Origin of the sequence: Bradyrhizobium sp. F1.13.3 (assembly GCF_040548265.1) — a bacterium.
In the GTDB taxonomy this organism is placed as follows: Bacteria; Pseudomonadota; Alphaproteobacteria; order Rhizobiales; family Xanthobacteraceae; genus Bradyrhizobium.
Window position 1 is genome coordinate 342,649 of sequence record NZ_JBEPRI010000008.1, and the last position, 23,974, is coordinate 366,622.

Here is a 23,974-nt window from a genome sequence, read left to right on the forward strand (position 1 = left end):
GACGGTTTTTGAGGGAGGATAGAATGCCGACTTCACGCAGGCAGCTGCTGAAGAGCTCGGCGGCTGCGGCCGCCGCACTCAGCCTCGATTGGACACGGGCCCAGGCGCAAGCAGAGAATTTGCGCATCGGCCTGATCTACGACCTCACCGGTCCGTTCGCCGCCGGCGGCTCGGTCGCCTCCTCGGTCGGTGCCCAGATCGCCATCGACCTCGTCAACGAAAAGGGCGGCATCGGCGGCAAGACCAAGATCGTGCCTGTTGCGGCGGACTCGCAGAGCAAGGCCGACGTGGCGATCAACGAGGCCGAGCGGCTGATCAGCCAGGAAAAGATCGACATCATCAACGGCGTCTATTCCAGCGCGCATGCGGTGCCGATGGCGGCGAAGGTCGAGCAGCAGAAGAAGATCCTCTGGATCACGACCGCGGTCTCGACCGCCGTGTTCAAGGACAAGAACCTGCAATACGTGTTTCGCGCGCAGATCCATTCCGATCAGTACGGCCAGGCCTTCGCGGGCTTCGTCGCCGAGCACGCGCAAGGCAAGCTCGGCATGGACCCGAAGGACGTCAAGGTTGCGCTGATTCACGAGGACGGCCCTTATGGCGTCGGCGTCGCGGCGGCGGACGAGGCCTATGCCAAGCAGGCGGGCATCCAGGTGGTGATGCGCGAAGGCTATTCGGCTTCCGCGCCCGACCTCTCGGTGCTCGTGACCAAGCTCAAGCGCGCCAAGGTCGATGTGATCTCGCATGCCGGCTACAACCCCGACATCACCCTGTTCCTGCGCCAGGCCCGCGAGAGCGGCCTGCGCTTCAAGATGCTGTTCGGCGCGGGCGCCGGCTACAGCCAGCTCGACAAGCTGCGCGCGACCTTCGGCCCCGACATCGACAATTTCTGCAACATCGATCCGGTACCGGCGCAACTGCTCGATGCCGCCAAGCTCGCGCCTGGCATCGGCGATCTGACCAAGACCATGGTCTCGCGCTACCAGGCCAAGACCAGCGCCACCGACGTGCCGCCGCACTGCTCGATGGGTTTCAACCAGACCTGGATCTTGCTCAACAACGTGCTGCCGGTCGCCAAGGAGAAATACGGCAGCTTCGAGCCCGAGGCCATTCGCAAGGCCGCACTCGACGTCGACATTCCCGCCGGTGGCACCATCCAGGGCTATGGCGTCAAATTCTTCCCGCCGGGCACGCCGCTCTCCGGCCAGAACGAGCGCTCGACCCCGGTCGTGATGCAGAACGCCGGCGAGCACATCTCGGTGGTGTGGCCGACGAACATCCGGACGCAAGACCCGGTGTTTCCGCTGCCGAAGGGGTCGACTTACGGGACGTAGGTTGAAGCCGCGCAGACGGTGCACCCTCTCCCCCTTGTGGGAGAGGGTGGCTCGCCGCGAAGCGGCGAGACGGGTGAGGGGTTGTCTCCGCGAATCCATCTCTCATTTGAATCCGCGGAGACAACCCCTCATCCGGCGCTTCGCGCCACCTTCTCCCACAAGGGGGAGAAGGATTGGCAGCGTGCCTGCGGTTAGCTCAGTGAGTTCATCACGCCCCTACAACACCACCCGTCGTCCCTCCTCCGCCGCCCAATAGCCCGCGTAGTTCACCTTGATCGTCTCATACGCCAGCGCGAGGTCCGACAGCGGCCGCCGTCCCGTCGCGGCGCATTCCATGAAGTCCTGGATCTCCTGGAGATAGCCGCGCGTCCACTCCTCTTCGAGGCAGACATATTGCCAGCCGGTTTTGCGGTCGACCTTCTCGGTGATGTAGACGGAGGCGAGTTTCTCCTCGGAGGTCTGGTAGCTCATCAGATGATTGTTCGGCGTGATGTTGGCGAACAGCGAGCCGCCTGACGTATAGGTCTCGATCAGATTGCGCACGCCGCCCATGATCATGTCGCCGGAGAACACGGTGGCCTTGGTGCCGTCCGAGAAGGTGGCAGTCAGGGTGCCCCAGTCCTCGACGTCAACAGGATTGGCCTTGATGTAAGTGCGCTCCTCCGGCTTGAGGACGGCCGTGACGTTGCCGACATCACCGCTGACGCTGGCGACGCGAATGGTTTCGCCGCGCGCCTTGGCCTCGACCTGCTTGAGATACAGCACGGCGGAGAGCGGATGGCAGCCCATCCGGATCAGCGAGCCGCCGCCGGTCATCGCCCATTGCGCGGCATGGGCCGCATGCGAACCGGAATGGCTCTCCTCGCCCTTCATGAACAGGATTTTGTCCTTGGTCGCTCTCAGAATCTCGGCGGTCTTGGTCACGGCCGGCGCGTAGATCCAGTCCTCGGCATACATGAAGAGCTTTCCGGTGCGCTCGATCGCGGCACGCGTGGCGTCCATCTCTTCCAGCACGCGCTCATACATCAGCGCCTTCGGCACATGCTTGCCGATCGGCTGCCGGTCGCCGTCGCGGCCGAAATAGCCGGCGAACGGCTTTTCGCAGATCACATGCTTGCCGGCCTGCATGGCGGCGACGATCATCCCCGCATGGAGATTTGGCGGCGTGCAGATGTCGATGACGTCGAGCTCGCGGTCTGCGATCAGCTCGGCGAAGCTGCGATGGACCCGCGGGATCTGGTGGCGCTGCGCAAATTCGACGACGTGGTCGCCGCGCGCAGCGACCGCCGCGACCTCGACATCCACGCCATAGACGCGCCGGAACGCATACATATGCAGCTCCGACACGAAGCCGCAGCCGACGAGTCCCACTTTGATCTTGGCCATAGCGCCCCCTGACCCATGCTTTGGGCAGCACTATAGCGCGCCGGCAGCTCTATTCCACCGAGACCCGCACCACGCCGGCGCTCATCATGCCCAGCGCTTTGGCGGCGGGCACAGAGAGATCGACGATCCGGCCGCGGATGAAGGGGCCGCGATCGTTGACGCGGCATTGAATCGAGCGGCTGCCGTAGGACACCCTCAGCACGCTTCCGAAGGGGCGCGTCCGGTGCGCGCAGGTCAGCTCGCCTTTTCCGGCTTTTCCATACCCGTAATAGGAGGCAAGCCCGCTTTCGGCCTGGGCAAAGGAAACTGCAGAAAGCGAAAAAGTGGCAAGGCAAGAAAACAACGTGGTCTGCGCTCGCACGGCACCGCTCCCGGTTGGCCCTGCCCCGCGCAGAAACGTTTGTTGGTTCCCGTAGGTTCCTGAGCAACTGCCGGGCCGCGCCCGGCAGTGCCATCACACATTGTTACTATTTGTGGAACACGAGCGTCCGAACCTCAATGCTTTCGCGCGGCGCCGCATCCGCTGGCGTGGTCGGATCGACGAACGCGGTGTGCGGCCCAAAGCGGGTGCGGCCATCTGTTGCGGAGTCGTAGCATTTGAGCAGCAGCGCTTCGTCCGTCGTCATCTCGGGAAAATAGAACCAGCGATGGTTCGGATTGTATTTCACCGAATAAATCTCGCCACGACGGTTGGGATAGATGAGATCGGAGGCGACGAGATCGTCGGGCGCGACCGTCGTGCCATCTGCCATCGCGAGCGGCGAATCTCGCAACGGGCCACGGATTGGCCGCCATAGATTGATCACCTGGACGCGGCCCTTGAGCAGTTCCTCGGCCTCATCGGGCAGATGTTCGCGCACGCGGTTGGCGCCGGAGACGGCGGTCTGATCGACGTGGACACGCGTTGCCGGCTGACGCGGGCCACCATCGCGGATGTCCGCGGCACCCTCGACCCGCCTGCGTACGGTATGGTCGAAGATAACGACGCGGTCAGCTTTCAGCGTTGCGCGCAGGAAAGCCTCGACGGCGGGATAGTAGACGGCCCTCACCTCGTCGTCGTTGCTGAAGTCCTTGACATGGGTTGGATGCCGCACCAGCGCAAAGCCTTCGCGGTCCAGAGAGAAATTCTGCGCGATCAGGCGCGCATCGAAGATCGGAACCTGATGCGGCTCCGGCAACGACGTGCTCTTGGGCTCGCCAGGCGGCGGATCGAAGGCGTAGGTGCGCGGCTTGCCGGAAACCGGCGCGAGATAGTTGAGTTCGGCGGTGACGAAGGGAAGCGATTCGATTTTTGTTTCTTGCAGGCCCATGGCCGGTCTCCCGATGTGGTCGTCTGTATGACTTTTGAGGGGACTGAGCGTGACGCAAGGGAGGTGGTGCAAATAGCAATGGGATTTTGTCGCCATCGAGAAACGAAGAAGGAATGGTTCGGAGATCGCCCCCCGTACGCTACTCTCCTTCTCCCCTTGCGGGAGAAGGTGGCGCGAAGCGCCGGATGAGGGGTTCTACCGGCTCGCTTCAATGCGAGAGACCTACTCGCGGAGAGAAGCCGCTCACCCGTCTCGCCGCTACGCGGCGAGCGCCCCTCTCCCGCAAGGGGAGAGCGGTAAGCAGCGCGTCCGGGACACGAGAGTTGTTCCTACAACCCCGCCTTCGCAATCGCATCCGAGAAGGAGCGATCCACGATCTCGGCCGCATCGAGCTTTTGCTTGATCAGGCCCCAGCGAAAATAGAGATCGATCGTGCTCTGCTCGTCCGCGACCACGCCGTCATCGATCGGCGCGATCCGGATTTTTGCGCGCGACAGCCAGTTCTGCGGCACGGCGGTCGGGATGTTCATTAGTCTGCCCCAGGTCGCGGCATAGCTGTCGAGATTGTTCAGCGACCACGCCCGCGCCGCGGTGAGGCGCCGGACGAAGTCGGTCAGCTCCACGCGCTTGTCGCGGATCGCATCGGGCCGCGCGACCTGAAAGCTCAACCCCGGCGTCAGGCCCTCTGAGGTAATGACACGGCGCGACTTGAACAGCACCTCCTCCTGGCTGACATAAGGCTCCCAGGTCGACCACGCGTCGACGGAGCCTTGCGTGTAGGCGATCTTGGCATCGGACGGCGCCAGGAACGCAATCTGCACGTCGGCCGCAGCCCAACCGTTCTTCTCGAACGCGGCAAGGATCAGTTGATGGCCGATCGAGCCACGGCCGGTCGCGACCTTCTTGCCCCGCAGATCGGCAAAGCTCTTGATTGGCGAATTCTCGGGCACGAGGATCGCGAGACCCTCGCGGGTCTGCCGGATCGCGGCGATCGCCTTCACCGGCGCACCGGAGGCGGCGGCGAAGGTGAAGGGTGCGTCGCCGACGAGCCCGGTCTCGATCGCGCCAGCGCTGAGCGCTTCGAGCAGCGGCGCAGCCGCGGGAAACTCCTTCCACTCGATCTTGTACGGCACGTCCTTGAGCACGCCCGCCGCTTCCATCACCGCTTGCGAATTACCCTTCTGGTCGCCGACGCGCAGGGTGGTTTGCGCCGCCGCCAGCTCGAACGAGCCGAACAGCAGCGCGCCGGCCAGCATGAAGCGGATCATTCCGCCGCCTCGCCGCGAACCGCCTGGCGCTTGGCGATCAGTTCGCGCGTCAGCGGGATCAGCTCGCGGCCGTATTCGATGGCGTCAATCAAGGGATCGAAGCCGCGGATCAGGAAATGGCTGACGCCGAGGTCGTAATAGTCGCCGAAGACCTCGGCGACCTGCTCGGGCGTGCCGACCAGTGCGGTGGTGTTGCTGTTGGCCCCGGTGAGCTTTGCGATCTCGGTCCACAGCCGCTTGTCGATCCGGCTGCCCTGGTCGGCGAGCGAGAGCAGACGCCGCGCGCCGGCGGTGGCATGGCCGTCGGCGGGCTTGCGATAGCCGGTCTTGTCCTGGAGCGCGGTGGCGCGCGCGAGAATCTCTTCCGCCTTTTCCCAGGCCTGCTTCTCGGTCGGGGCGATGATCGGTCGCACCGAGAGGCTGAAGCGCGGCGTCGGACGGCCCTGCCTGACGGCCGCATTGTGAACGCGCGAGGTGACGTCGCGCACCTGCGCATAGGATTCACCCCACAGCGCAAAAGTGTCGGCATGCTTGCCCGCGACGTCGATCGCCGCGTCGGAGCCACCACCGACGAAGGTGTAGATGCTGGCCTTCGGCAGCGGCTTCACCTGCGAAAAGCCGTTCTCGACGTTGTAATACTTTCCGCTGTAGTTGAACGGCTTCTCGCTGGTCCATTCCAGCTTCACCACATCGAGAAACTCGCTGGTGCGGGCGTAACGCTCGTCCTTGTCGTCGAGCGTGTTGCCGTCCTGCCTGAGCTCGGCTGCATTGCCGCCGGTGATGACGTGCAGCGAGACGCGGCCGCCATAGAGTTGGTCAAGTGTCGCAAGCTGCCGCGCGAGCAGCGTCGGCGCGGTAAATCCCGGTCGCTGCGCGATCATCACTTTCAACGACTTGGTGATGGTCAGTACATGCTGTGCGACCTGGAGCGCATCGGGCGTGGTCGAATGGAACGCCAGCAGCGCGCGGTCGAAACCCGCGAGCTCATGCGCCTTCGCGACGGTCTCGATATAAACCGGATCGAGCACCGGACCCTGACGCACGATGGTCTCGGACGCATTACTGTTGGCGATAAAGCCGATGAACTCGATCGACATGATGTTCTCCTTGAATGTTTGGCGGCAGGCTAGAGGCCCAATGCGGCACGGCCGAGGCCGGTGCGGGTCGAATCGTCCTGCGGCGTGTGCACGCGACCGCACAGGACATCGCGATAGTGCCGCTCCAGTGGATTGGCGCGCGACAGGCCGTGATTGCCGGTCAGCGACAAGGCATCCTCGACCGCGGCGACGGCGTTGTTGGTGACGGTCAGCTTGATGACGTTGGACTCGGCCCCGGAAAGCGCGACACCGTCATCGAAATCACCGGCAAAGGATGCGATCAGCCGCGCATTGACGATGAGCCGCGCCTCGATCGCGCCAAGGATCTCCTGCGCGCGCGGCAAGGTCGCAAGTGGCGCGCCCAGGCTGGCCGGCATCCGCTGCTTTAGGAACCCGACCAGCCAGTCGCGTGCAGCCCGCGCAACGCCGTCATAGATCGCGGCGACGAAGATCGTGTGGGCGGTCGCCTGGGCGATATCAGGTGTGCGCCAGTCCGCCGTCTTGCGCACATCGATCTCGGCATCGAGGGGTATCACGACGTCCTCGAAGATGACGTCGTGGCTGCCGCTGGCGCGCAGGCCATGATGATCCCAGGTCTCGACGATGCGCGTGCCCGGCAGGCCCGCCGGCACCAGGAACTGTCCGACGCGCGGCTCCGCTTCGTCCGTCCGCGCCCAGACCAGATACCATTTCAGAATCGGCGATCCCGTCGAATAGATCTTGTGCCCCGAGAGCCGCCAGCCGGTTTCGGTCCGGCGTGCGATGGTCGCGGGCAAGCCGCCGCGCGCGGGCGAGCCCAGTTCGGACTCGACCCGGAGCGCGTTGACGAGCGCGAGGCCCTCGACGCTCTCGCGCGCAAGCTTGCGCGACAGCCTTGCCGGCCAGGTCGGGCTCCGTGCCATCACCAGATGGTTGATGTAGTGCATCGACAGCACCAGCGCGGTCGACGGATCGGCCTTGCCGATGATGCCGAGGACGCGTGCGGCGTAGCGTGCGCCCGCCCCCGCGCCGCCGTGGGCCGCGGGGACCGTCAGAGACAGCAGGCCTGCCTCGGACAGCTCGCGAAAGTTTTCGAAGGGGAAGCTGCCGATCCGATCGTGTTCGGCCGCCCGGGCGGCGAAAGCCTCGGCCAGCGCCTCGGCACGTGCGATGTAGTCGGGCTCGTGATGGGCCGCGCGCCCCTTGGCGATCGAAGTCACCATGTGGCGTCCAATCCCAGTAGGCCAAGAATCTGGCGGCGCAGATCCGCGAGATACGGATCGCCGCGATGGCGCGGATAGGGCCGGTCGACACGAATGTCGGCCTTCACGCGCGCCGGGCGGTCGCTGAACACGATGACGCGGTTGGCGAGCACCAGCGCCTCCTCGGCGTCATGCGTCACCAGCAGCGTGGTAAAACCCTTGCGCTGCCACAGCGAGACCAGCTCGGCCTGCATGGTGATGCGGGTCAGCGAATCGAGCTTGCCCAGCGGCTCGTCGAGAATGAGGATTTTGGGATCATTGACCAGCGCGCGGGCCAGCGCGACGCGCTGCGCCATGCCGCCCGAGAGCTGGTGCGGATAGGCATTGCGGAAGGACGATAGCCCGACGAGATCGAGCGCGGCATCGACGCGGTGACGCTGGCTCTTCAAGATGCCCTGCGCCTCCAGCCCGAGCGCGACGTTGTCCCAGACCGTGCGCCAGGGAAACAATGTCGGATCCTGGAACACGACAACGCGCGACGGGTGCGGTCGCGTGATGCGCGCCTCGTCCTCGCGCAGCGTTCCGGACCTGGGCTTGTCGAGGCCTGCGACGAGGCGCAGCAGCGTGGACTTGCCGCAGCCGGAGGGGCCGAGCAGCGCAACGAATTCGCCCGGCTCGACGGAGATGCTGACATCGCTGAGCACCGGCAGCTCGGCGCCGTCGATGTCGAAGGCATGGCTGACCTGCTCGATGTCGAGCGCGGCACCGGCGGCCAGGTGAGCGTCGATTTCAGCCAGTGCGGTTGCGGCTACCATTTGACGGTCCCCTTCTGCCAGACCAGCAGGCGATCGCGGATCGCAAACAGCAGCGTGATCGCGCCGGAGCAGAGCAACGACATCACGATCAGCGCCGCATACATGTTGGCGTAGGCGGCCCAGCCCTGCGCCCATTGCAGGTACCAGCCGAGCCCGGCCTTGACGCCGATCATCTCGGCCACGACGAGCACGGCGAAGGACGAGCCGAGCCCCATGAACAGGCCGACGAAAACGTGCGGCAATGCCGCGGGGATCGCAACCTTCAGCACCAGGAAGGACGGCTTTGCCCCGAGCGTCCGCGCGACGTCGTAATAGGCATTACTGACGCTTGCGACACCCGACCAGGTCAGCACAGTGACCGGGAAGCCGGTTGCCAGCGCGATCAGAAAGGTGGACGCGCTCCAGCTCGACGGGAAGGTGAAGAAGGCGATCGGCAGCCAGGCGGTCGCCGGCAGCGGGCCGATGAAGCGCAGCACCGGATGCACCCAGTAGCCGACCGCGCGCGACCAGCCGATCGAGACGCCGGTCAGGAACCCGACCGTCGCGCCGATCAGATAGCCGCCGAGCTGGAGCTTGACCGAGGCGAAAACACTGTCGAGCAGTTTTGGCAGATCGTCGGTGTAGACCTCGATGATCGACTGCGGCGGCGGGAAGAACGGCAATGGCAGCCACGCGAATTTCGCCGTCGCGACTTCCCACAGGGTCAGGACAACGCCGAGCACGACGAGCCACGGCGCGCGCTGACGCAAGGCCCGGCCCGTCGAACCGAGGTAATCGGCACCGACGGTCGCGAACAGCGCAATGGCCGCGATGACAAACGCGGCGATGCCGAGCGAATGGGTCCGCGACCAGTCGCCAACGTCCTCCCACCACAGGCAGGACAGGCCGAAGGCAATCCACGCCATACTCGCGAGAATGCCGACACCGGAGTCCCGGATCCAGCTCGCAAGCCACGGCGCGCGCGAGAGACGCGGCGCGCCGGAAGCGAGGCCGTCAGACAGCGAATACGTCGACATAGATGCGCTCCGCGAATCTGGCCGTGTCGGTGCTCTGCTTGAACACCTGCACGCTCTTGAGATCGTCGGCATAGGCCTTGAGTTCGCGCTTCAGGACTTCGCCGACGGGATGATGATGGTGGGTGTGGTAGCGCACCATGCCCTCGATATCCGCGAGTGACGCCGTCTTCGGCGCGTAAGGCTGGAACGATTTGGCTGTCACGGACGGATTTTGCGCGGTGAACATCGCGGCATCGAGCAGCGCCTGCGTCAGGGCGCGCGCGACCAGCGGCTCCTCGCGCACCAGACCGCCGCGCAGGCCGAGGATGCAGCAGCTCTTGTCGCGGTATTCACCATCGAGATTGGAGGCGACCTCCTTGTACTGGCTGTGCTTGAGCCAGAGATAACCCAGCGGATCGGACGACAGGAAGGCCTGCACCTCGCCCTTCTCGACGGCGACGTTGAGAAGGTTGCCGGGATAGGCGCGCCAGTCAACATCCTTGTTCGGATCGATACCGAGCTTGGCGAGCTGAACGGAGAAGAAATTCTTGTCGGGGCCGCCGAGATCGCCGACGGCGACGATCTTGCCCTTGAGATCGGCGAGCTTGCTCACGCTGGAATCGGCGCGCGCCAGGACCCGCATGCAGCCGCCATGGGTGCCCGCGGCAATCTTGACGTCAAAGCCCTGCTCCAGCGGCTTCAGCCAGCGCAGCGCCATGCCGAGACCGGCATCGCTCTTGCCGGTCGCGATGGCCTCGAGCAGCTGGTCGGTCGAACCGGAATAGTTGATGAGTTCGATGTCGAGATTATGCTTCTGGAAGAAGCCGTGCTCGATGGCGACCGGCACCGGAGCAAGACAGACCGCGCCCGCGTTCCAGGACAGCTTGAGCTTGCGCGGCGCGCCGGTGAGCGCGGGCGCATCCGACGCCGTCCGGCACAGCGGAAACTCCGAGAGATTGACGCCGGGCGCGATGGCCCGCGGCGCAAAGGCCTGTGCCGCACCGAAGGCACCGAGCGGTGCGGCGAATGCCGCAGCTAACCCCGCCTGGAGCAAATGGCGACGGTCGAGCCGCGATCCGCCGTGCTTATCGTCGTCGTTCATCCGTCTCCACTCCTGCGCTGGCACGGCTCCGCCATCGGCACAACGGCTTGTGTTGCGCCTGTTCCGTGCGGAGCTGCGTCGAGAGAAAATCTTTTCGCCGGCGCCTGCTGCGGCGCCTTGATGCGACGGGCAAATCATGCGGCGCGTTCGCCGTATCGTCAATGAAATGGAATTTCGAATGTGGCGCGAAGCGAAGTCATTCTCTCCATCGGTGCGTGCAAGGACGATGAAAGGATTTCCGCCGATGCATCGGTTTACCGAGGCCGGCGCGACTCCCTCTGCTGCTTCATTTGTGTGCAGCATCAGCGGCGCATACCGCACGTTCTCGAAATCAGCGCTTAGCTGAAACGTACTTGCCGATCACGCGCGCAATACGGTTAGCCATTTCATTGACCGCGCATCACGCGACCATAGACTTGATCGTCTCGCTGCATCGTTCGCCCACGCGTCGTGGGCAAAGCAACAAGACAGGCCACATGAGCATCAACTCCCTCGATCATTCCATCACGCGCCGACTCGCGGCATCGCTGCTTGCCGCCGCCATCACCCTGTCGACGGCCGCGGCCTCGTTCGCAGCCGATGCAGTCGTGCTGCGGGTCGGCGACCAGAAGGGCGGCAATCGTTCGCTGCTCGAGATCTCGGGCTACGCCAAGGATCTGCCCTACAAGATTGAGTGGTCGGAATTCCCCGCGGCAGCTCCAATCCTCGAAGCGCTCAACGCCGGCGCCCTCGACGTCGGCTACACCGGCGACCTCTCGTTCCTTTCCGTCTATGCGGCCGGCGCGCCGATCAAGGCGATTGGCGGCACCAGGTCGGATGCGAAGACACAAGCCATTCTCGTGCGCCAGGATTCGCCGATCAAATCCGCCGCCGACCTCAAGGGAAAACGCCTCGCCGGCACGCGAGGCGGCTGGGGCCAATTCCTGATCGACGCCACGCTGGAGAAGGCGCAGATCAGGCTGGAGGACGCGACGTTCGCGCCGCTCGGCCCGGTCGACGCCAAGATCGCGCTGGTCGCGGGCTCGATCGACGCCTGGGCGGTGTGGGAGCCCTACGTCTCGTTCGCGACGCTCAAGGACAAGGCCCGCGTCATCGCCGATGGTGAGGGCCTGACGCCGACCATCACCTTTATCGTCGCCTCCGACAACGCCATCGCCAGCAAGCGCGCGGCGGTGCAGGACCTCGTGCAGCGGCTGAACAAGGCGCGGCTGTGGTCGCTGGATCATCTCGGCGAATATGCCAAGAGCACGGCCGAGTTGACCAAGTTACCGGAGGACGTGCTGCTCTCGGCCTACACCGCGCAGCGCACCAGCCCGATTCCGATCGACGAGAACGTCGTGAAGGAGGTGCAGGAAGCCTCCGACCGCTCGACGCGCTACGGCATCCTGCCGAAGAAGCTCGACGTCAGCAAAGCCGTCGACCGCAGCTTCACCGCTGCTGCCGCGGGATCGAACTAGACCGGAGGCGGCGGGATGCGCAGGCTTAGCCTCAAGGCCGGCCCGCTGCATCTCGCCGCGATCGTACTCGCGCATTTCGCGTGCATGAGCCTGATCGTGTGGCTATCGCTTTAGACGCCAGCCAGAGCCGCAGTTCGTCGGCCCCGCCTTAAGGAAAAGATCAGGACAACATAAGGAGCCCATAAGGACCTACGAGCCGCCGCTGGCCTAGCATCGACCGTGTGATCGCGTCGGTAACAGGATGCCTCATCCCGCGGCTTGTCCAGGCAATCACAACTCGCTCTTGGATTGCCGATCCCGACTGGACGGGCTTACAGTGATCCGCCCTGCGGCCGTCGACGCTTGCAATGGGAAGGCGACCTTCGGGCTGGAGATCAGCGCCATGTCAGCCAGTCAGTATCTTCGTTACGATCCGTCCGTCGAACAAATCCGGCCGGAGGAAGCTGCGGCCGTCGAGGCGATCGTTGCCTCGATCTCGCGGACGAGCGCCCGCACTTTTCACAACGACAAGCATGGGACCCGGCAGCAGCACGCCAAGGGCGCCGGCTATCTCCGCGGCGAGCTGATCGTCTACGACGATTTGCCGGATCACCTGCGCCAGGGCCTGTTCAAGCAGGCTGGCCACTTCCCGATCATCGTCCGCCTCTCCACTGCATTCAACAGGAGCGATCGCGTACGTTCGCCACGGGGGTTTGCCATCAAGGTCCTGGGCGTGACTGGGGCTAAGGCGCTCGGCGACGACGATACGACGAACCAGGATCTCCTGCTCGTCAATCACCCCAGCTATTTCGCGGATGCGATGGCCTATATGCGCGCACAGCACCAGGTCGAGCGCACCCTGTTCCTGCCTGATCTTGCGTACGTACCCATAGGCTTTCTCGCGCGCGTACTGGTCGCCGCATCGGACAGAACAGGCATTCCGATCCCGATCGTCTTGAAAGCGCTCGGTGATGCCGGCAGCAACATTCTCGGAGAAACCTTTCACACGGAGGGAGCATTGCGGTTTGGCGATTATATCGCAAGGCTTCGCCTGGTGCCGATCTCGGCCTCGGTTCGCCAATTCACCGGCCAGCCCTGTCACGATTCCGACGATGCCGTGCTGAACAGCGTCGTTGCCTTCTTCAAGGACAATGCGGCCGAGTACGAATTATTTGCCCAGCTCTGCACCGATCTGGAGCGAACGCCGATCGAAGATGCCTCGATCGATTGGCCCGAAGACGTCGCGCCGCCGCAGGCACTCGGCAAGATCACGCTTCCGCGCCAGACCGCCGACAGCCCCGCGCGTCGCGTCTATTCCGACGAGGTGCTTTCGTTCGACCCATGGCGATGTCTCGCCGCGCATCAGCCGCTCGGCTCGATCATGCGGTTGCGCAGGGATGCCTACAGTGCCTCCCGCACGCTGCGGCAGCAGCAAAACCAATTCAGGGTCAAGCAACGGCCCGGAGAACCGCGAGAGATCGCGGACCTGCCGGATTGAGCCGATCACCGTCCCGCAATGTCGGGCCCGGTGTGCCGGCCTGCGTCGAAAAAGGATGCCGACCGCAGCGGATCGCCGGGATCAAGCGTCTCTGCCAGCGATGCGATCACCTGGCAGGATCGGCCCCGCCACTTGGCAGCCCTTTGCGCTTGTCCAAGGCTCCCATAGAGCACCGCTGTCGTGCGATAAACCCGCCACGCGGCATGCGGCAACCTGGCATGGCGGACGATCGAAATGGCCGTCGACAAATGCTGGCCGGCGAGTTGCGCATCCTGCTTCAGGATCGCAATTCTCGCCATGACCTCGTAGCACAGCGCGAGAAACGGCCGGTCGGGCGCCGCGCTCGTCACCTCATGAAACTGGCGGGCCGAACTCTGGGCGCGGTCCAGATCGCCGATCGCGATCCAATAGTCGCAGCAAGTCAGCAGATAATGCGGGATGACCAGCGACTCCATCGGCACCCGATCGACCTCCATTCGGCGCTCCATCGCATCGAGATGCTGCCGCGCCCGAGCCAGGTCGCCCATCCTGACATAAGCTCGCGCCAGCAAATTCCTGCCAACGAAGAAGGTGAACGGATTGGCCTCGATCATCGCGCCGAGCGCATCCTCCGCACGCCGTGACGCGCTGCCATATTCCTCCGCCTCCGAATACAGCCATCCGATCGCGAGATGACACAGCGCGACGGCCTGCGGATTTGCATTCCGCTCCGAGATGGCCAACGCGGAGACGAGGTTTCGTTGCGCCTGGCCCCATTCACCGAGATAAATCTGGGCAAACGCCTCGACCGATTCATAGAGTACGAACAGATAGACGTCACCCACCAGGCGGGCGAGCTCCTTTCCCCTGGTCGTCGCATCGCAGCAGGCCGGGTAATTCGCGCGCAGAAACTCCAGCACCATCTCCATCGAGCAGCGTCGCAGCCGCATGCTCAGATCCTGCTCTCCGGTGATCAGTGCTGACGCACGCTCGGCAAGGTCCGCATTCTCGCGATCCCAGCCGCGGAGCATCAGCTTCAAATTGGCGACGTTCCCCTGGACCAGCGCGCTGAACGCGGCGTCGTCGATCGCCCTGCTCTTGACAAGAGCCTGTTCGGCAACAGGCAGGCTCTGGCGTCGATCGACGTAAAGACAGAATCTGCTGAGATCGACCAGTGCGTTCACCTCTTCGCGCACGTGCCCGTTCTCCGCCGCGTGCGCGACGACTGCGCTGATATCCTGCAGGGAATTCAGGAAATCTCCACTGGCCCGCCAGGCCCAGGCGCGCTGAAGCAGCAACTTCAGACGTGTCGTCACCCGAAACTCCGGCGGTAGATGCGGCACCAGTTCCAAAGCGCGGGACAGGTAGTTGGCGGCCTCGCGTGTGCTGAACCTTCGTGCCGAGCCCTCGGCAGCCGCGCCCAGATAATGCATCGCTTTCGGGAAATCGCGGCCCAGTTCGAAGTGGCGCGCAATAATGGCAGCGATCTCCCCAGCCTGCGGCCCATAGCCCTGCTCGAGCCCCGCCCCAAGCAGCGCATGGGTTTTCATGCGGCGCGCCGGCGCGAGCCGCTGGTAGAGGATCTCCTGGTAAAGCGCGTGCTGGAACGCATAGCGACCGGAGACACCTCCGTTCGGCCACTCAGTCATGCCGGCAACGACGATAATGCGATCGGTCCGCGCCAGGTCCTCGCACATCTGCTCGACATCCAGCACGGGACGGTCCAGCGCACCGGCGATATGGAGCGCGGAAAACTCCGCTCCCGCCGCACTGGCGACCTCAAGCAGGCAGCGCTCGTCCACGGTGAGGTGATCGATCTGCTGCTTGATCATTCCTTCCAGATCGCGCGGCATGCTGTCATGCGAGGCCGCGTCTTCGCTGACCAGCCGCCAGCCCAACTCGTGCTCGACCAGCGCGCCCTGCGCCACGAGATGGTCGAGCAGAGACGACACGAACAGAGGATGCCCGCCGGTTCGCGCGAAGATGCGCTCGACCAGCTCTCTGGCAAAATCGGCCGAGTTGAAACGCAGCGAAAGATAGCGTTCGACGTCGGTGCCGGTTAGCCGATCGAGCGCGAGCTCGGTGGCGTGTCCGTGAATCCGCAAGTCCTGGTGAACCGCACGGATAGGATGTCCGCCGACGGCGACTTCCATCGGCCGATAGGTGGCCAGCACGAGGATAGAAGCCCTCCGATCCCGGCGCGCAAGCCGGGAGAGCACATCCACGGTGGCGAAGTCGCTCCAATGCAGATCTTCCAGGATGATCACCCATGGTCGGCTGACGGCGAGATGCTCCATGAGATCGGCAAATTCCCGCAGCATGCGCTCCCGGGTTGCGCCGAAGACCTCATGCTGGAATGCGGCCCGGTCTGCTTCGCCGAGGAAACCGGGCATTTGCGCGAGCCAGGTCGGCGCGTGCTCGCGTATCGCAGTCAGCAGCGACGCTCCATCGGTTCGACGGCAGCACTCGTTCAGCGCTCCGATCAGCGGAAGAAAGGCCTCATGGGTGCCGAACAACTCGTTACAGCTACAGTGCAGCACGCTCAGTCCCTGCTGGTTCATCCTGTCGAGCGTCATTTGCAAGAGGGTGGTCTTGCCGATCCCGGCCTCGCCGGTGATGAAGACGACCTGACGCTGTCCGGTACGAGCAAGTTGCAACGCCTCGTCCAGCGTATCGAGTGGCCCAGTGCGCCCGACCCTCCAGTGCCGGCGTCGATCGACCACCTGCTCCGTGGCGGACGCCGCCTCCTCTTCGGCCGCCCGCTCGATCGCAGGCAATTCGGCGGTCGCGACCGGCGCAATGAAGCGATAGCCGCGCCGCGTGACCGTCTCGATGTAGTTGGGAGATTGTCTGTCGTCGCCGAGCACCGAGCGTAGCGCGTTCACGGCAACGGCGAGGCTCGACTCGCTGACGTGCAGATCGGACCAGACCGCGTCGAGCAACTCTTCCTTGGTGACGAGTTCACCGGGCCGACCGACAAGATGGCAAAGAACCTCGAATGGCTTCGGCGCCAACGCGATCCGCTCCCCGCCTCGCCATAATAACGCGTTGGCACGGTCGAGGCGGAATTCACCAAAGGCAAGCGCGTCTGTACGCACGGCTCCGACCCCCGGATGCTCCCCCATCTTAAGGGAAAGCTCAGCCAAATGTAAGGACACGATAAAGACCTGCGCCCTGCGCCGGCACTAGCATTGGCCTGTCCATTTAGAGACGCCGAAGGCGTCGGACGGCCTTTTCATCACGCTGTCATTTCAGTCGACAGGCAGTCGATGCCTGAATTTTGGCAAGGAGTTAGCCATGAGCATTATAAAACATTTGGCGATCCCGCCTCTCGCTTTTGCCATTCGCCATTACGACATCAGGGTCATATTAGGCGTCACCGTCCTCAGCCGCATCTTCCTCCTCGCCATCTACCTCGCGTGCGGCGGCCCGGGCCTGTCCGAGTTCGATCTTACCAACACCATCGCGCTGCCATGAGCTCGGGACCGCTCGAATGGTGCATCGAGATCACGATCATCGCCGCGATCTGCATCGGGATTGTCGCGGGCGGGCATGGCCGGCTCGTCGTGCCGCATCACCGGCTTCAACGCGCGCAAGCCGATCGGGCCGCTTGCATCCAGCGGCCCTCAAATCTTTTCAGCATCGTCGACCTGCGGCGAGCGGGTCCACCCGTTTGATCGATCACCAATACGCGCGGTGATAGGCCCGGTACGGCCGGTAGTAGCCGTACCGCGGACCGTAATATGGACGATAGGCGCGATAGCCGTAATAGCGCGGACGCGCGTAATAGCCGCCATAACCGTAGCCCGGTCCATAGGCGTAACTCGGTCCATAGCCGCCATAATAGGCAGGCGCATAGCCGTAAGCCGGCCCCGGATATCCGTAGCCGCCGTAATATGGACCACCGCCATAGTAGCCGTAGCCATAGGCGCTGCTGGCGATGGCGCTGCCGATGATCGCGCCGGCTGCGAGGCCGCCAATACCCCATCCAAAACCTCGGCCGCGCCAATACACCTGCGTGACATCATCGCCGACCGCGGCCTTCATGGTCGCGACATTTGTCGGCATCGGGCCCGCGGCGGCCCGCTCGACTTGGCCGGCCATCACCGCGCCGGCCAGCGAACAGGCGATTGCCGTTTTCCAGATCGTCATCGTCTTACTCCCTGTCTGACATTTTGCTTGGACATGGACGCAGCCCATGATCGGGCATCCTGGCGCAAGGTCAAAGCCAGAAATTCGGCCTCGATTTTGCGTGCACCGCACAAGACGCATGCCTCCATTGTGATCAACCGGTACCCGACGGGCTCGACCACCTCGCCGCGTGTGACACCAGCAAGACGGTGCCTGGGGCCCGATCACCGCGGCAAAGCATTAAGCTTCCGGCGCATTCGCAACCAACAACCACCTTCCCGATTTACTATTCGTGCCGTTACTATCGGTTCCAATGTGCGCGGCCGGGAGGCTTCTCGCGAGCGCCAGAGTTGTGGGAGAATGACATGAGTGCCGCGAGACCCGAGCCGCTTGCCCGTCAGGCGCTGGCGTTCGTCCTGGCCGGCGGACGCGGCAGCCGGCTGCTGGAGCTGACCGACCGGCGCGCCAAGCCCGCGGTCTATTTCGGCGGGAAATCCCGCATCATCGATTTCGCGCTGTCGAACGCGGTGAACTCGGGCATCCGTCGCATCGCGGTCGCCACCCAGTACAAGGCCCACAGCCTGATCCGGCACCTTCAGATGGGCTGGAACTTCTTCCGTCCCGAGCGCAACGAGAGCTTCGACATCCTCCCGGCGAGCCAGCGCGTCTCCGAAAACATGTGGTATGTCGGCACGGCCGATGCGGTCTACCAGAACATCGACATCATCGAATCCCACGCCTGCCGTTTCATCGTGGTTCTCGCCGGCGATCACATCTATAAAATGGACTACGAGGTGATGCTGCGCCAGCATGTCGACAGCGGCGCCGACGTCACCGTCGGCTGCCTGGAGATGCCGCGCCAGGAATCTTCCGGCTTCGGCATCATGCATATCGACGAGAACGGATGGATCAAAGAGTTCCTGGAAAAACCGAAAGATCCGCCGCCAATGCCGGGCAAGCCGGACGTCTCGCTCGCCAGCATGGGCATCTACGTGTTCGACGCGAAATTCCTGTTCGAGGAGCTCAAGCGCGACGCCGAGGACCCGAACTCCAATCACGATTTCGGCAAGGACATCATCCCCTACCTCGTCAAGAACGGTCGCGCCATGGCGCACCAATACTCGACCTCCTGCGTCCGCTCCGGCAGCGACCCCCGCGCCTATTGGCGCGACGTCGGTACGGTCGACGCCTATTGGGCCGCCAATATCGACCTCACCGACGTGGTCCCCGAACTTGATTTGTTCGACAGCGCCTGGCCGATCTGGTCGTACTCGGAGATCACACCGCCGGCAAAATTCGTCCACGACGAGGAAAGCCGGCGCGGCCAGGCCGTGAGCTCGCTGGTCTCGGGCGGTTGCATCATTTCCGGCGCCTCGCTGCGACGCTCGCTGCTGTTCACCGGCGTGCGCGTCAACTCCTACGCCAATGTCGAGAACGCCGTGATCATGCCCTACGTCAATGTCGGCCGCGGCGCGCGCCTGAAGAACGTCGTGATCGATCGCGGCGTCGAGATCCCGGAAGGGCTCGTCGTCGGCGAGGATCCCGATTTGGATGCAAGACGCTTCCGCACCACCGAGCAGGGCATTTCGCTCATTACCCAGCCGATGCTCGACAGGCTCAATACATGACGCCTGTTCGCGTCCTCGCGGTCGCCTCCGAAGTCTATCCCATCGTCAAGACCGGCGGCCTCGCCGATGTCGCGGGCGCGCTGCCGATCGCGCTGAAGGCGCATGGCGTCGAGATGCGCACGCTGATGCCGGGCTATCCCGACGTGATGCGGGTGCTGGGGGGAGCCGACGAAATCCGGCGCTGGCCGGATTATTTCGGCGGACCCGGACGTCTGCTCGCCGGCTCGCATGACGGCCTCGAGCTGTTCGTGCTCGACGTGCCGCATCTCTACGCGCGGCCCGGCAACCCCTACGTGACGCCTGAAGGCTTGGACTGGCCGGACAATGGCGTGCGGTTCGCCGCGCTCTCGCGCATCGCGGCCGATATCGGCCACGGCCTCGCGCCCGCCTTCGTGCCCGACGTGGTGCATGCCCATGACTGGCAGGCCGGGCTCGCGCCGGCCTATCTGCACTACGACAACCGCCCGCGGCCGGCCACCGTGATGACCATCCACAATATGGCCTATCAGGGCAAGTTCGCGCCCGACCTGATCGGTTCGATTGGCCTGCCGTGGCGCGCCTACGGCGTCAACGATCTCGAATATTTCGGCGGCGTCAGTTTTTTGAAGGCCGGCCTGCAATTCGCCGATCGCATCACCACGGTGTCGCCGACCTATGCGCAGGAGATCCAGAGCGACGAGGGCGGCATGGGGTTCGGCGGTCTGCTTCGCGCCCGCGCCAACGTGCTGAGCGGCATCCTCAACGGCATCGATGTATCCGTTTGGAATCCGCAAGAAGATCCGCACATCGCCTACCGCTTCGGCGCGGAGGACCTCACACATCGGGCCGCGAACAAGGCGGTGCTCCAGCAACAGTTCAATCTGGATTCCTCGGACGAAGCGCCGTTGCTCGGCGTCATCAGTCGCCTGTCCTGGCAGAAGGGGCTCGATCTCCTGCTCGAGGCCATTCCGACCATTTTGCGCGAAGGCATGCAGCTCGCGCTGCTCGGCAGCGGCGACCGCGATCTGCAGGATCGCTATCAGGCCGTTGCGCGGGCGAACCCCGGCCGGATCGGGGTCGTGATCGGCTATGACGAGATCATGGCACATCTGATCCAGGCCGGCTCCGACGCGCTCATCGTGCCATCACGGTTCGAGCCGTGCGGCCTGACCCAGCTCTGCGCGCTGCGCTACGGCGCCGTGCCCATCGTCTCGCGCGTCGGCGGCCTCGAGGATACCATCGTCGATATCGGCGAGGCCGATAAATCGGGCCACGATGCCACCGGCTTCAAGTTTGGCCCAGTGACCGCGGATGCCCTCGCCGGCACGCTGCGCAAGGCCAACATCGCCTTCCACGACAAGCTGACCTGGCGCCGGCTGCAACTGAGCGGCCTTGCGACCGACGTGTCCTGGCGCAACCGAGCAGGTGATTATGCCGCGCTCTATCGCGGCCTCATGACGGCGCGCGCCTGAGGCGCGACCATCGTCGAATCAATGCTATAGAGCCGTCATGGACCCGTTCTTGATCAAGCTGATCGGCTTTGCCGCTGCGACCTGCACCACCGTGGCCTACGCGCCGCAAGCCATCAAAGTGTGGAAGACCCGCTCCACCGGCGATATTTCGCTCGGCATGTTCCTGGTCATGGTGCTGGGGCTGGCGCTCTGGCTCGTCTACGGCCTGCTGTCGGGCGATGCACCTCTCGTCGCCGCAAACGCCATCACCATGGTGCTCGCCGGCGGCATCCTGTTCATGAAGCTGAAATACGGGTGATGATCACCCTCTCCCCTTGTGGGAGAGGGTGGCTCGCCGCAAAGCGGCGAGACGGGTGAGGGGTTTGTCTCCGCGAATTCATACGACAGTTGGACTCGCAGAAAGAACCCCTCATCCGGCGCTTCGCGCCACCTTCTCCCACAAGGGGAGAAGGAAGATCACCCACCGAACACATACGACGCCATCGCGACATTCGCGACCTCGTCGACGAAGACGCGCTTGCCCGCGTCGCTGCCGGCGGCGCCGGCGGTCACCATCAGCGGCAGCAGATGATCCTCACGCGGATGCGCGAGACGCGCACTCGGTGCGTTCTCCCAGTCAACCAGCATCGCGTTGCGGCGCGCCGCATCCTTGTGGCTGATCGCCTCGTTCAGATAGGCCTCGAAATCATATGAGACCAGCTTCGACTCCGCACGGCCGAAGCCGCGCATGTTGTGATAGGTGAGCCCGCTGCCGACGATCAGAATGCCTTCGTCCCGCAGCGAGGCAATCGCCTGCCCGACCTTGATGTGCTCGGCCGGATCGTAACTCGATCTCAGCGACAACAGCACGATCGGCATGTCGGCGTTCGGATACATCAGCCCGAGCGGCACGAAGGTGCCATGATCGAAACCCTGGTTGGGATCCTCCCGGCAATCGACGCCCGCGCGAATGAGCAGCGCCTTCACCTCCGCGGCGAGCTCGGGCCGGCCCGGCGCCGGATATTTGAGGTGATAGGTGTGCTCGGGAAAACCATGATAGTCATACACCATCGGCGGATGCGCCGAGGTGGACACGGTGAAGGCGTCAGCCTCCCAATGTCCTGTGATGACGAGCACGGCCTTGGGCTTCTCCGGCAAGAGCTGCGGCAGCCGGCCGAACGCCTCGGCAGTCTTCGCATATTGCACCCGCCTGTCCTCCATGAACGGCCAGGGACCGCCGCCATGGGACAGGAAGAAGGTCGGAAATCGCACCATGGGTGAAGGCTCGTTTCGTTGGCAATAAGCGCGTGCGAGATGCCCGCGCGATCGGCCGCGAGCATAGGCAAACCCGTATGGTTAGCAAGACGTTAACGATTTTCCGCCCAGAATCCCGGGCGTAGCCGAAGGAGTCGGCCAGCAGCCAGGGACGTGACATGAAGAAGTTTGCGTTGGGGGACGTCGTCAACAGTGACAAGGGCCGCCGCGGCGTGGTTCGCGCCGCCTACAGATCGAAGGAAGGCCAGCAGTTCTACGCCGTCGAGAAAGACGGCGCGATGGATTATCTGGAGGAAGACCGGCTGAGCCCGGCGCCGCGCGTCGAACTCGCGGCTTAAGTCCAACTCATCCTGCTCTAACGCCCGAACCGGTCCAGGCGCCCCGACCAGGGGTCGTCTCCGCTCGCGATGCGATCGTTCGTGATCAGCAGCAGGCGATCGCTGTCTGCGGCCGCATCCCAATGCGGCAGGTCCGCACCGTTGGGATCGCCGCTCCTGGCGAAATTGATCCAGTAGGCGCGCATGCGATTTGCGACCTCGCGATCGCCTCGTGACAAGATGCCTGCACCGGGCACACCTTCGACGCCGAAGATGAACTGCAATTCCCGCCCATGACCGCCTTCGGGATTTGCGCGCCGTGCCTCCGGCACATAGGCGAAACGATAGCGAAAGGTCGGCGCACCGCTGGCGGCATGCAAGCGTGCCAGCAATCTCACCGGCTCGGAGAACACCCTGTCGGTGTAGAATCTTGCCGCGCGGGCGGAAGATCTGGCGAGGTCGGGATAGAGCCTGCGCAGTTCATCGCTGGTGGTGCCTGAGGATGCCAGCTCTTCCCGCATATCCAGCTCGTCGTCGAAACCGGTCTCGTCGTCGTTCGAGCCGATGATCAGGGGAATGCGGCTCTCATGTCCGGCCGCGAAGCCTGCGGCGACCTCCTCGCTCACCAGGCTTCCATCGATCGTCGGCGCGAAGCTGCGCGGCGATTTTTCCAACAGATGTTTTTCGACGGCAAGCAGAGCTCGCGGCTCGGCTGTGCGCAGATCGGCCTGTCGCCCCAGCGCCGCCACGAATTGCCGGCCCACAATCTCGGCCTCTTGTGCCGGACGCAGGCGGGCACGGCCGGGGATCGATTGCAGAATGGCTTTCTGAAAGAGCGCGCGCGCTTGCGCCGACAGCATCAGCAGCGCGATCGAGGTCGCGCCTGCACCGCTACCAAACAGAGTGACATTGTTCGGATCGCCGCCGAAGGCCGCGATGTTGTCGTGCACCCAATGCAGCGCCGCGATCTGGTCCATCAAACTGTAATTACCGGAGCCACCTTCCGACAGCGCAGGATTGGCGAGCCAGCCGAACGCGCCGAGGCGAAAATTCACGGTCACCACGATGAGCCCGGCCTGCGCGAGCCTGGCACCGTCGAACAGCGGATCGTTCGCGGTGCCGCTGACGAAAGCGCCGTCGTGGATGAACAGCATCACCGGCAGCGGGCCGTCGACCCCGAACGGACGGAACACGTTCAGTGTGAGGCAATCCTCGCTCGATCCCGGCAGCGACGGCTGAAGACACGGCGCGCCATAGGCATAGGCGGTGCGCATCTCCGAACTCTCGGGCGCGGCCTGCGGCGGACGCCAGCGCAGCGGCCCGATCGGCGCGGCCGCATAGGCCAGCCCCTTGAACGAGGCCACTTCGCCTTCGACGGCGCCAAGCATCTGTCCTTCGCGCGTCAGGGCAAATGGAAACTGGCCAACCGGCTGGGCCGCGGCCGAGCCGGCGCAACAGAGGACGAGAGACGTCGCAAATAGCGCGAACACGGACCGCATCTTCGGAGCATCTCGATGCGCGGAAGGATTTTAGGCAGGTTATGTCCGTGGCCCGCTGCGAGGCAAGCGTCGCGGCCGCGCCTAGTTCCCCTTGGCGACAAGCTCCGCCAGTGCGTGCCGTGCGATGATGCCGAGTTCACCGAGCGTGGTGTGACCGGACCGCGCCGCCTCGATCAGCCGCTGGGCGATGAACCTGCGGCTGTCGTGATCGCCGCCGTGCGGCAGTTGGCGGCACGTCTCCTCCAGGACGACGTCCATGTTCGCTTTGGTCCGCTCACTCAACTCTGTCATGA

Annotated in this window: 22 protein-coding genes; 8 read left to right on the plus strand and 14 right to left on the minus strand. The window is 64.2% G+C overall.

Annotation, left to right across the window (positions count from 1 at the left end; translation table 11 throughout):
- Nucleotides 1-23: 23 nt before the first annotated feature.
- Nucleotides 24-1,334 (plus strand): ABC transporter substrate-binding protein, encoded by a 1,311-nt coding sequence (locus ABIB66_RS23325; protein ID WP_354060746.1) that lies wholly within the window; start codon nucleotides 24-26, stop codon nucleotides 1,332-1,334.
- 216 nt (nucleotides 1,335-1,550) lie between these two features.
- Here the strand turns inward: ABIB66_RS23325 and ABIB66_RS23330 are convergent, their stop codons facing one another.
- The 9 genes from ABIB66_RS23330 to ABIB66_RS23370 all read right to left on the minus strand — a co-directional run bounded on the left by ABIB66_RS23330 (nucleotide 1,551) and on the right by ABIB66_RS23370 (nucleotide 10,488).
- Nucleotides 1,551-2,720 carry a Gfo/Idh/MocA family protein gene (locus tag ABIB66_RS23330; protein ID WP_354255804.1) on the minus strand — a complete coding sequence of 390 codons (1,170 nt, stop codon included), beginning with the start codon at nucleotides 2,718-2,720 and terminating at the stop codon, nucleotides 1,551-1,553.
- 49 nt (nucleotides 2,721-2,769) lie between these two features.
- Nucleotides 2,770-3,081 carry a septal ring lytic transglycosylase RlpA family protein gene (locus ABIB66_RS23335; protein ID WP_007601095.1) on the minus strand — a complete coding sequence of 104 codons (312 nt, stop codon included), beginning with the start codon at nucleotides 3,079-3,081 and terminating at the stop codon, nucleotides 2,770-2,772.
- A 106-nt stretch (nucleotides 3,082-3,187) separates the two neighbouring features.
- Nucleotides 3,188-4,030: a CmcJ/NvfI family oxidoreductase gene (locus ABIB66_RS23340; RefSeq protein WP_354208906.1), complete on the minus strand. Its 843-nt coding sequence runs from the start codon at nucleotides 4,028-4,030 to the stop codon at nucleotides 3,188-3,190.
- Nucleotides 4,031-4,359: 329 nt separating this feature from the next.
- On the minus strand, nucleotides 4,360-5,298 hold the full coding sequence (locus ABIB66_RS23345) for an ABC transporter substrate-binding protein (protein ID WP_354208907.1): 939 nt from the start codon (nucleotides 5,296-5,298) through the stop codon (nucleotides 4,360-4,362).
- Complete coding sequence (locus ABIB66_RS23350) at nucleotides 5,295-6,395, minus strand: LLM class flavin-dependent oxidoreductase (RefSeq protein WP_354255807.1); 1,101 nt, start codon at nucleotides 6,393-6,395, stop codon at nucleotides 5,295-5,297. The genes ABIB66_RS23345 and ABIB66_RS23350 overlap by 4 nt, the downstream gene beginning before the upstream one ends.
- Before the next feature lie 29 nt (nucleotides 6,396-6,424).
- On the minus strand, nucleotides 6,425-7,597 hold the full coding sequence (locus ABIB66_RS23355; protein ID WP_354255810.1) for an acyl-CoA dehydrogenase family protein: 1,173 nt from the start codon (nucleotides 7,595-7,597) through the stop codon (nucleotides 6,425-6,427).
- Nucleotides 7,591-8,391, minus strand: a complete 801-nt coding sequence (locus ABIB66_RS23360; RefSeq protein WP_354208911.1) for an ABC transporter ATP-binding protein — start codon at nucleotides 8,389-8,391, stop codon at nucleotides 7,591-7,593. The genes ABIB66_RS23355 and ABIB66_RS23360 overlap by 7 nt, the downstream gene beginning before the upstream one ends.
- On the minus strand, nucleotides 8,385-9,407 hold the full coding sequence (locus tag ABIB66_RS23365) for an ABC transporter permease (RefSeq protein WP_354255813.1): 1,023 nt from the start codon (nucleotides 9,405-9,407) through the stop codon (nucleotides 8,385-8,387). The genes ABIB66_RS23360 and ABIB66_RS23365 overlap by 7 nt, the downstream gene beginning before the upstream one ends.
- Nucleotides 9,385-10,488, minus strand: coding sequence for an ABC transporter substrate-binding protein (locus ABIB66_RS23370; RefSeq protein WP_354208913.1), 1,104 nt, complete (start codon nucleotides 10,486-10,488; stop codon nucleotides 9,385-9,387). The genes ABIB66_RS23365 and ABIB66_RS23370 overlap by 23 nt, the downstream gene beginning before the upstream one ends.
- A 476-nt stretch (nucleotides 10,489-10,964) precedes the next feature.
- Between ABIB66_RS23370 and ABIB66_RS23375 the strand changes: the two genes are divergently transcribed.
- Nucleotides 10,965-11,945 (plus strand): ABC transporter substrate-binding protein, encoded by a 981-nt coding sequence (locus tag ABIB66_RS23375; RefSeq protein ID WP_354208914.1) that lies wholly within the window; start codon nucleotides 10,965-10,967, stop codon nucleotides 11,943-11,945.
- A 382-nt stretch (nucleotides 11,946-12,327) separates the two neighbouring features.
- Entirely contained in the window at nucleotides 12,328-13,422 is a 1,095-nt protein-coding gene (locus ABIB66_RS23380; RefSeq protein WP_354208915.1) for a catalase family protein, read from the plus strand.
- A 5-nt stretch (nucleotides 13,423-13,427) separates the two neighbouring features.
- On the opposite strand, the gene ABIB66_RS23385 is transcribed toward ABIB66_RS23380, so the two are convergent.
- Nucleotides 13,428-16,499 (minus strand): ATP-binding protein, encoded by a 3,072-nt coding sequence (locus tag ABIB66_RS23385; protein WP_354208916.1) that lies wholly within the window; start codon nucleotides 16,497-16,499, stop codon nucleotides 13,428-13,430.
- Between the two features lie 199 nt (nucleotides 16,500-16,698).
- Here ABIB66_RS23385 and ABIB66_RS23390 point away from each other — a divergent pair, with 199 nt between their 5' ends.
- Entirely contained in the window at nucleotides 16,699-16,878 is a 180-nt protein-coding gene (locus tag ABIB66_RS23390) for a hypothetical protein (protein ID WP_354208917.1), read from the plus strand.
- Nucleotides 16,879-17,082: 204 nt separating this feature from the next.
- Here ABIB66_RS23390 and ABIB66_RS23395 read toward each other — a convergent pair whose 3' ends face one another.
- Nucleotides 17,083-17,553, minus strand: a complete 471-nt coding sequence (locus ABIB66_RS23395) for a hypothetical protein (protein ID WP_275173550.1) — start codon at nucleotides 17,551-17,553, stop codon at nucleotides 17,083-17,085.
- A 344-nt stretch (nucleotides 17,554-17,897) separates the two neighbouring features.
- Between ABIB66_RS23395 and glgC the strand changes: the two genes are divergently transcribed.
- From glgC to ABIB66_RS23410, 3 genes are read left to right on the plus strand one after another with little or no spacing between them, the layout of a single operon-like run.
- A complete protein-coding gene (gene glgC, locus ABIB66_RS23400; RefSeq protein ID WP_275173549.1) occupies nucleotides 17,898-19,160 on the plus strand; it encodes a glucose-1-phosphate adenylyltransferase in 1,263 nt (420 codons plus the stop codon).
- Nucleotides 19,157-20,611, plus strand: a complete 1,455-nt coding sequence (gene glgA / locus ABIB66_RS23405) for a glycogen synthase GlgA (RefSeq protein ID WP_354208919.1) — start codon at nucleotides 19,157-19,159, stop codon at nucleotides 20,609-20,611. Before glgC ends, glgA begins: the two co-directional genes overlap by 4 nt.
- Nucleotides 20,612-20,648: 37 nt before the next feature.
- A complete protein-coding gene (locus tag ABIB66_RS23410; protein WP_018457471.1) occupies nucleotides 20,649-20,909 on the plus strand; it encodes a SemiSWEET transporter in 261 nt (86 codons plus the stop codon).
- Between the two features lie 158 nt (nucleotides 20,910-21,067).
- On the opposite strand, the gene ABIB66_RS23415 is transcribed toward ABIB66_RS23410, so the two are convergent.
- Nucleotides 21,068-21,865 (minus strand): DODA-type extradiol aromatic ring-opening family dioxygenase, encoded by a 798-nt coding sequence (locus ABIB66_RS23415; protein WP_354208920.1) that lies wholly within the window; start codon nucleotides 21,863-21,865, stop codon nucleotides 21,068-21,070.
- A 158-nt stretch (nucleotides 21,866-22,023) separates the two neighbouring features.
- Here ABIB66_RS23415 and ABIB66_RS23420 point away from each other — a divergent pair, with 158 nt between their 5' ends.
- On the plus strand, nucleotides 22,024-22,203 hold the full coding sequence (locus ABIB66_RS23420) for a hypothetical protein (protein WP_027519499.1): 180 nt from the start codon (nucleotides 22,024-22,026) through the stop codon (nucleotides 22,201-22,203).
- Between the two features lie 17 nt (nucleotides 22,204-22,220).
- On the opposite strand, the gene ABIB66_RS23425 is transcribed toward ABIB66_RS23420, so the two are convergent.
- Complete coding sequence (locus tag ABIB66_RS23425) at nucleotides 22,221-23,681, minus strand: carboxylesterase/lipase family protein (protein ID WP_354208921.1); 1,461 nt, start codon at nucleotides 23,679-23,681, stop codon at nucleotides 22,221-22,223.
- 81 nt (nucleotides 23,682-23,762) lie between these two features.
- Entirely contained in the window at nucleotides 23,763-23,972 is a 210-nt protein-coding gene (locus ABIB66_RS23430) for a hypothetical protein (protein ID WP_354208922.1), read from the minus strand.
- Nucleotides 23,973-23,974: the final 2 nt, after the last annotated feature.

Bases quoted from the DNA above. Each gene is read 5' to 3' on its own strand.
- ABIB66_RS23325 (WP_354060746.1), top strand. From the start codon at position 24: ATGCCGACTTCACGCAGGCAGCTGCTGAAGAGCTCGGCGGCTGCGGCC.
- ABIB66_RS23330 (WP_354255804.1), bottom strand. From the start codon at position 2,720: ATGGCCAAGATCAAAGTGGGACTCGTCGGCTGCGGCTTCGTGTCGGAG.
- ABIB66_RS23340 (WP_354208906.1), bottom strand. From the start codon at position 4,030: ATGGGCCTGCAAGAAACAAAAATCGAATCGCTTCCCTTCGTCACCGCC.
- ABIB66_RS23345 (WP_354208907.1), bottom strand. From the start codon at position 5,298: ATGATCCGCTTCATGCTGGCCGGCGCGCTGCTGTTCGGCTCGTTCGAG.
- ABIB66_RS23350 (WP_354255807.1), bottom strand. From the start codon at position 6,395: ATGTCGATCGAGTTCATCGGCTTTATCGCCAACAGTAATGCGTCCGAG.
- ABIB66_RS23355 (WP_354255810.1), bottom strand. From the start codon at position 7,597: ATGGTGACTTCGATCGCCAAGGGGCGCGCGGCCCATCACGAGCCCGAC.
- ABIB66_RS23360 (WP_354208911.1), bottom strand. From the start codon at position 8,391: ATGGTAGCCGCAACCGCACTGGCTGAAATCGACGCTCACCTGGCCGCC.
- ABIB66_RS23365 (WP_354255813.1), bottom strand. From the start codon at position 9,407: ATGTCGACGTATTCGCTGTCTGACGGCCTCGCTTCCGGCGCGCCGCGT.
- ABIB66_RS23370 (WP_354208913.1), bottom strand. From the start codon at position 10,488: ATGAACGACGACGATAAGCACGGCGGATCGCGGCTCGACCGTCGCCAT.
- ABIB66_RS23375 (WP_354208914.1), top strand. From the start codon at position 10,965: ATGAGCATCAACTCCCTCGATCATTCCATCACGCGCCGACTCGCGGCA.
- ABIB66_RS23380 (WP_354208915.1), top strand. From the start codon at position 12,328: ATGTCAGCCAGTCAGTATCTTCGTTACGATCCGTCCGTCGAACAAATC.
- ABIB66_RS23390 (WP_354208917.1), top strand. From the start codon at position 16,699: ATGAGCATTATAAAACATTTGGCGATCCCGCCTCTCGCTTTTGCCATT.
- ABIB66_RS23395 (WP_275173550.1), bottom strand. From the start codon at position 17,553: ATGACGATCTGGAAAACGGCAATCGCCTGTTCGCTGGCCGGCGCGGTG.
- glgC (WP_275173549.1), top strand. From the start codon at position 17,898: ATGAGTGCCGCGAGACCCGAGCCGCTTGCCCGTCAGGCGCTGGCGTTC.
- glgA (WP_354208919.1), top strand. From the start codon at position 19,157: ATGACGCCTGTTCGCGTCCTCGCGGTCGCCTCCGAAGTCTATCCCATC.
- ABIB66_RS23410 (WP_018457471.1), top strand. From the start codon at position 20,649: ATGGACCCGTTCTTGATCAAGCTGATCGGCTTTGCCGCTGCGACCTGC.
- ABIB66_RS23415 (WP_354208920.1), bottom strand. From the start codon at position 21,865: ATGGTGCGATTTCCGACCTTCTTCCTGTCCCATGGCGGCGGTCCCTGG.
- ABIB66_RS23420 (WP_027519499.1), top strand. From the start codon at position 22,024: ATGAAGAAGTTTGCGTTGGGGGACGTCGTCAACAGTGACAAGGGCCGC.
- ABIB66_RS23425 (WP_354208921.1), bottom strand. From the start codon at position 23,681: ATGCGGTCCGTGTTCGCGCTATTTGCGACGTCTCTCGTCCTCTGTTGC.
- ABIB66_RS23430 (WP_354208922.1), bottom strand. From the start codon at position 23,972: ATGACAGAGTTGAGTGAGCGGACCAAAGCGAACATGGACGTCGTCCTG.